Annotated in this window: 1 protein-coding gene; it reads left to right on the forward strand. The window is 34.6% G+C overall.

Going from position 1 to position 246, the window contains the following annotated elements; all coding sequences use genetic code 11:
• A partial coding sequence (locus AC2Q9J_RS18380; protein WP_499042163.1) for a DNA cytosine methyltransferase occupies positions 1-246 on the forward strand: 246 nt, incomplete at both ends.

A 246-nucleotide genomic window follows, 5' to 3' on the forward strand; every position in this document is an offset into this window, starting at 1 on the left:
GAAATGACGAAAAATCTAATCCAGCAATTTATCAGTGGAGAAGAAAATATGTACGGAAGAACAAATCAGGTGTAGTACCTACTTTGACAGCTAATCAAGGTGAAGGGGGACATAATGTTTGTTTGATTCATACTGATGATAATAAAATTCGAAAAATGACGCCGAGGGAATGTTTTAATGCTCAAGGTTTTCCGAAGGATTTTAAATTACCAACTAATATGAGTGAATCACGTTTATATAAGCAGG

It is taken from the genome of Planococcus sp. RAB007_Raresut, from assembly GCF_057369535.1.